The sequence below is a fragment of the Halomonas borealis genome (assembly GCF_004798905.1).
Classification (GTDB): domain Bacteria; phylum Pseudomonadota; class Gammaproteobacteria; order Pseudomonadales; family Halomonadaceae; genus Halomonas; species Halomonas borealis.
In genome coordinates this window covers 1-311 of record NZ_SDMO01000046.1, presented here as the reverse complement: position 1 = coordinate 311, position 311 = coordinate 1, and the positions used below count along the sequence as shown (strand labels likewise).

At 45.3% G+C, this 311-nt stretch carries 1 protein-coding gene; it reads left to right on the top strand.

Features of this window, described 5'->3' with window-relative positions; genetic code table 11:
* The coding region (locus ETC07_RS16120) for an ABC transporter ATP-binding protein (RefSeq protein WP_136249326.1) at positions 1 to 311 on the top strand (311 nt) is incomplete at both ends.

Genomic DNA, 311 nt, shown 5'->3' with positions numbered 1-311 from the left:
GAAAATCAAGGGAGTGAACAAATCAGAAATCGCACAACGTGTTTCTGAGTCGCTTAAGCTTGTGCAACTAGAAGGCTTCGAGAAACGTGCTATCAGTAAACTCTCTGGGGGGCAAAAACAACGTGTTGCTATTGCACGCGCCATTATTGACCGACCCAAAGTTCTCTTGCTGGATGAATCCCTGTCGGCTTTGGATATGAAGCTCCGTAAGGATATGCAATATGAACTGCGTGAGTTGCAACAAAGCCTGGGTATCACTTTTATTTTTGTGACTCATGATCAGGAAGAAGCTTTGGCCATGTCCGACTGGA